At 40.3% G+C, this 6,243-nt stretch carries 2 protein-coding genes; both read right to left on the bottom strand.

All coding sequences use genetic code 11. From position 1 onward, the window contains the following. Positions 1 to 66, bottom strand: a 66-nt coding sequence (locus HMPREF1140_RS14180) for a hypothetical protein (protein WP_442852173.1), incomplete at its 3' end; no start/stop codon positions are given. Positions 67 to 97: 31 nt separating this feature from the next. Beyond that, positions 98 to 6,118, bottom strand: a complete 6,021-nt coding sequence (locus HMPREF1140_RS13030; RefSeq protein ID WP_009664287.1) for a MucBP domain-containing protein — start codon at positions 6,116 to 6,118, stop codon at positions 98 to 100. Positions 6,119 to 6,243: the final 125 nt, after the last annotated feature.

Below are 6,243 nucleotides of genomic sequence, written 5' to 3'. Positions count from 1 at the left end.
TGTGTAATTAGGTATAACCTTAGGGGTTGTTGTGTATGGCAAGCCTACATTATCTGTTCCTGTTATTGTATCAGGTGTCTCAATTCTGTTTCCATGATTATCCAGATAATTTACGACTTACTCCGCCTGACTGCTTTCTCTTGTATAGATATGTTACAGTTTGGCTTCCGCTTACATATGTTCCTGTTGCGTTAGACGGTACTGTATCTATCTCATAGTCTGAGTATGTCTCCGGCGTTGTTGTATATGGTAATCCCAGCTTTCTGCTTCCGTCAAGTACTGTCGGTGTGCTTAAGTCGCTGTTATCATATACTGATTTGTGGTATACGGTTACATCTCCCGCATCAGCTCTTCTATATACATAGGTTACTGTCTGTGGTCCCGGTGTAAATGTTCCTGTTGCGTTAGGCGGTACACTCACTAATGTGAAGTTCGGTATTGTCTTTGATGTAGTTGTGTATGGAAGTCCGAGCTTTCCTGTTCCGCTTTGTGTATCAGGAATATCTATCTCATTCCCGTCCTCATCTACATAAACGCTTGTCACATCTCCGGCAGGTATTCTTCTATATTCATAGATTACTGTCTGTGGTGTGTTTGTATATGTTCCGTTCTTATTTGTAGGTTGTGCTGCCAACTCATAGTTAGGGATGTTCTTCTCTGTTGTTGTGTAGGCAAGTCCGAGCTTTCCGGCTCCTCCCATTACATCATCTGTATCCAGAGGTGTTCCACTTCCCTGTTCTACATATTTTACAGTTATACTCTGAGCATCATTTCTCTTATACTCATATGTTACCACTGTTGTTCCTGTTGCCGGATATGTTCCGGTGTTGTTTGTAGGTGTAGGATTTACTACTGTAAAGTTGGTTATATTTTCAGGGCTTGTTGTATATGTAAGTCCTGACTTTCCTGCACCGCTTAAGTTCTCATCAGGTGCCAGAGGTGTACCTGTTCCCTGTTCTACATGGTGAACCAATACATTTCCCGCATCATTTCTTCTATAAAGGTAAGTTACAGTCTGATTTCCTGTAGTATAGTTTCCGTTCTTATTTGTAGGTTGAGCTACCAGTGTAAAGTTCGGAATACTATGCTCAGTAGTTGTATACGGTAATCCGAGCTTTCCGGTTCCACTCATTGTGGTATCCGGTACAAGCGGTGTTGTTGTTCCGTCAATATAGTGATGTACAACTACATCTCCTGCGTCATTTCTCTTGTACTCGTATGTTACTACTGTTGTTCCTGTTGCCGGATATGTTCCGGTGTGGTCTGCAGGTGTAGCATTTACTACTGTATAGTTTGCTATATTTGCAGGGCTTGTTGTATATGGCAATCCTGCATTTCCTGCACCGTTTAGATTCTCATCAGGAGAAAGAGAGTTTGTTGTTCCCATCTCGTAATGATGTACTAAAACATTTCCCGCATCTTTTCTCTTGTAGTAGTAGTTGACAGTCTGTGTTCCGCTTGTAAATGTTCCGTTTACTGCAGGACTTACAGAAACAAAATCATAATCATTGATGTTCTTTTGTACTGTAGTAAAGGCTGTTCCAAGCTTTCCGGTTCCGTTCAGAGTTTCCTGAGTATCAAGCACTGCATTTGTACCCTGCTCAAGATAATTTACCACTACATTTCCGGCATCATTTCTCTTGTAATAATAAGTTACCACCTGATTTCCGGTTGTATATGTTCCATTCTGATTTGCAGGTGTGCTCACCAATGTAAAGTTCGGAATGGTCTGTTCTGTAGTATTATATGGAGTTCCGAGTTTTCCTGTACCGCTCATTGTGATATCAGGTACAAGCGGTGTTGTAGTACCCTGTTCATAATGGTGTACTGTAACATCTCCTGCATTCTTTCTTCTGTACTCATATACTACCGTTGTTGTTCCTGTTGCAGGATATGTTCCTGTATGGTTTGCAGGTGTTGTACTTACCACCTCATAATCCGCAATTGTCTTCGGTGTAGTTGTATAGCTAAGTCCCGACTTTCCTGCTCCGCTCATTACTGTCTGAGTGTCAAGCTCCGTGCCGCTACCCTGCTCTACATATTTTACTACAATATCTCCAACATCTTTTCTCTTATAGTAGTAGTTGACGGTCTGTGTTCCGCTTGTAAATGTTCCGTTTGCCGCCGGACTTACAGATACAAAATCATAATCATTTATATTCTTCTGTACGGTTGTAAATGCTGTTCCAAGCTTCCCTGTTCCGTCCAAAGTCTCCTGAGTATCAAGCACCGCATTTGTACCCTGCTCAAGATAATTTACCACTACATTTCCCGCATTCTTTCTCTTGTAGAAATAAGTTACTTCCTGCACTCCGGTAGTAAATGTACCTGTTGCATTTGTAGGTGCCGGAGTTGTAAGCTCAAAGTTTGCTATATCATTTTCTCTGCTTGCAGTTGTATAAGGAAGTCCAAGCTTTCCGCTTCCGTCAAGTTCTTCAGCTTGTGGTGAAGTTTTTCCTGCCGGTGTGTAAAGCTCTGTTGTCTGCCCTGTTTCATAGTGGTGTACTATAACTTTTCCGGCATCCTTTCTCTTGTAGTAATAAATTACTTCCTGCTCTCCTGTAGTAAATGTTCCTGTCGAATTTGCAGGTGCAGGAGTTGTAAGCTCAAAGTTTGCTATATCATTTTCTCTGCTCTGCGTTGTATATGAAAGGCCAAGCTTATTTGTTCCGTCAAGTTCCTCCGGTCCTGCCGCGGTTGCACCCGGAGCTTTGTAAAGCTCTGTAGTTGTACCTACTTCATAATGATGCACTGTAACTTTTCCTGCATTTTTCCTCTTATACTTATAAACAACAGTTGTGTCTGTAGTCGTATAAGTACCGTTTGCATTTGCCGGAAGCTGTGTTGTATCCACCTCATAATTCGGATCTGTTGTAACCGCCGCTGTGGTATATGGTGTTCCCACGCCTGCAGCAGTCGTTGTATCCGGTATAAGTTCGGTGTTGTCATCAATCTTTATATGTTTTACCGTAAGATTTGAAGTCTGATTTTTCAGACCTATGTTTTTAACAGATTTAGTCTTTGTCTTTGTAAGACTTACATCTGTTTTTGCCCAAGTACTTGTCTGTCCGCTAAATAATGTTGAGGCTAAAGACTCTGTAGAGTTAAAATCCTGTCCTATTACCGAACTTGTGCTTGGATTATTCGGAATGATTGTATCACTTGTTAATGTTTCAACCACCACATTGTAATTACCCGCATTTGTGATAATGTTTTTGAAAGCATAATCACCGTTTGCGTCTGTTGTAGTTTCGGCAATAACATTTCCGTCTTTTAAAAGCTTTACAGGACGGTTTGCAATCAGCACATCTCCTGTACCATACTCCCCGTCATCATTAACATCATAGTATGCTTTTCCGGATACCTGATACTTGTAAATACCGACCTTTGAGTTGATTGCCTCATTTGCACCGTCAATATTGTTTCCATACCATGTTGCAATAGAGTTGTTACTTGTATCAGCTTCATCCAAATCTTTTGTATCAGGCATTTTTACCTTGTAGGTAAAATAATCTTTGTCATCCCTTGTCAGCTTCACACCTGTATTCATTATAGCCTTAAACATTGTTACCTGACTCCAGTCTGAAATACCTGAAGCACTTACCCAGGTATTTGCAAGGTTCTCGGCAAATGTATCCTTAGGTGAATCTGTAGAATAGTAAACCGTATATCCTGCCGGAGCAGTTACAGGTCCTTGTAAAACAGTTGCAAATTTGGAACCGCGGTCTACATAATTTCCGGCATAGTCCTTTACCGTGTTCTTATCTCCCACATATGGGAAAACATCCAAGAAATTCAACTCTGTTGCATCCGCATTTGAGTTGTTATAAGCCATGATACGATATTGAACTATCTCATCCTTTTCAGCTTTCATCTTTGCACGGTATGCACTGTCAGGCTCGGATTCAAGCTTTTCAACCTTGTTTATGATAACCGACTGTGGAGGTACGAAGTTGAACTTCCACTCTATTCTTGAAAGTCTGTCATTTGTACTTCCGTTCTCGTTTGAATCATAAATATCAAGGTAATTTGCAGTAGCCTTTGAAAATACTGTGTGAGGATCCTTACTGTTTGCCTGATCCGTATTATTGGTCCATGAAAGTATAGCTTCAACTTTATGTTCTCCCGGCTCAAGACTTGAACTTGGAGTAAATGAAACCTTTATATTATCTCTCTTAAAAATTGCCTGCTGTTGCTTTTTGAAGGCAAAATTATTGAGATCGAAGATATATGCTTTCTTTCCCGTTCCGCCGTAATTGGCTACTTCGGTAGGATTTACATCAACTGTAAAGTAAGGCGTTCCTCCGACTGTAATGCTGTTAAAGTTTAACTCCGGATCGACAACCATAACAAGCTTACCGTTTTCTACATCTCTGTCCTCGCTGAATATATATGAATTGTCATAGTTGACATTCATCTCATATTCCATGGTATTTCCGGTGTAGGCTATATTTGAAGAAGTATTGCCGTTAATCTTCTGACTTAATTTGTCAAGCTGCATCTGAGCATACTCTTCACGCATAATATATACCGCATTTGAGCTTATAGTTGTCCATACGCCGTTGGAGTATGACTGTACCTTACCTGTATTTGTAACATTTGAGGATGAAGGTGAAGGATTTGCAGCAAGTCTGTTTTTCTCCTTTGTAAACTCGGCAGGTGTAAGCTGTGTCTCAACTACAAGACCTATAGCCTTCTCACCGTACTTTGATATTGTCACCTCGTTGTCAAATTCAAGTCTTACACTCTTATAGTGCTTAGGTGTCATGGCAATCGGTATGCTGTCTGTTGTCATAGCTGCATCATTATTTACCACTTCATACGGCACATTTGTCTGTATAACTTCCTCGCTGCCGTCATCATTTACACCGATCAGCTTGTTTTGAGCTATAAGCGCAAGATTTGCGGCATCAAAATAACCGTTTTGTACACGGATTCCGTAACCTGTAAAAAGGCTTGGACTCCATGGCTCATCAATGATTGTATTTAATGTTGTTGTAGTATTTTGTACTACCGTAGTTCCCCAATACTGTCCTGCTGTAATTAAATAAGCATGTTTGTATTCTTCTTTTACGGGAACCGCATAATTGTAGCGAAGGTGATATTTGTTTCCTTTAAGCTTTCTTACATAAGAATAATCCTTAAATACGCTACCGTTTCTCTCTGTTGTGGAATCTGCACTTCCGTCAGTGTTTACAAGTGCCGTTTTTACCGGGAAAGTCTGTCGTCCTACTGTGGTTCCGGTTCCATACTTTATGGTAAAAAGAGGCCTAAACTCATAGCCTGTTCTTGTAAAATCTTTTGTAATTGTATTGTCAGCCGAATTATAAGTCCAGCCTGCATTGTTCGGTAATGAAGCATCCCAAACCGATGTTGAAGGCAATGTAACAGTTACTCTAACCGGTCTCTTATCCAAACCTTCCGAATATACTACTCTCACTTCTCCATTGGTCGCGTTCTTTTTTCCGTTCATAATAGAGAATGTGATATCGTTTTGGTAATTTGGTGAAAATTTTGTATGTGTTGAATCAACATCCGCATCTACGATTGTCTCACCATAACCCATCTGTCTCGGATTAGTCTGACTGTTGTCATTTCCTTCAATACCTGCCACATAGCCTGCAGCAGTGAAATTTTTGTTGTCGTTTACAATCTCCACTCCGTCTTTGTCGTGGAAAGTTGTCTTAATATTAACCTGCTCCCCTCCGGCAACATTCAAGTTTTTGAGAACCGCTCTAAACGGGAATGTAACAGGCGGTCCGGCCGTCAATTGTCTATAAGTAACTTTTATCTTATAGTATTGTGCATCACTTGTGCTGTCAACTGTAACTCCTTGTATGAAGTTGGCTGTTGATACATCTGCTGCAGACGGTTCCTCAAATTTGTCTTTTGACAAATAAATGATTGAGTATGGCAGTGTATAACTTCCTACCGTACCTGAAATACCCGTCTGAATACTGTAAGATTCCTGTTTTCCTATCAGCGATGTTGTTTGACTGCTTACAGAGTATCCTATTTTTGTTGTAACTTGACTACCTATACCTGTTGCATGTGCGTCGATTGGCACAGAGGTAAATGTAATTATTAATGCAAGTATGAATGACAATACTCCGGTCAAACGTTTTCTTAATGTGTTGATATGTACTCCTCCTTCCGTTGTCCTGTTACTATTAAATATAGTAAGCGAAAAATATTTAACGGTACAATTATACTTATTCTTATCTCGAATTTCTACACTTTTTT

Source organism: Lachnoanaerobaculum sp. ICM7 (genome assembly GCF_000287675.1).
Lineage (GTDB): Bacteria > Bacillota > Clostridia > Lachnospirales > Lachnospiraceae > Lachnoanaerobaculum.
Note: the sequence above shows the minus strand (reverse complement) of the source record. Positions and strands in the feature narration are given on the sequence as shown.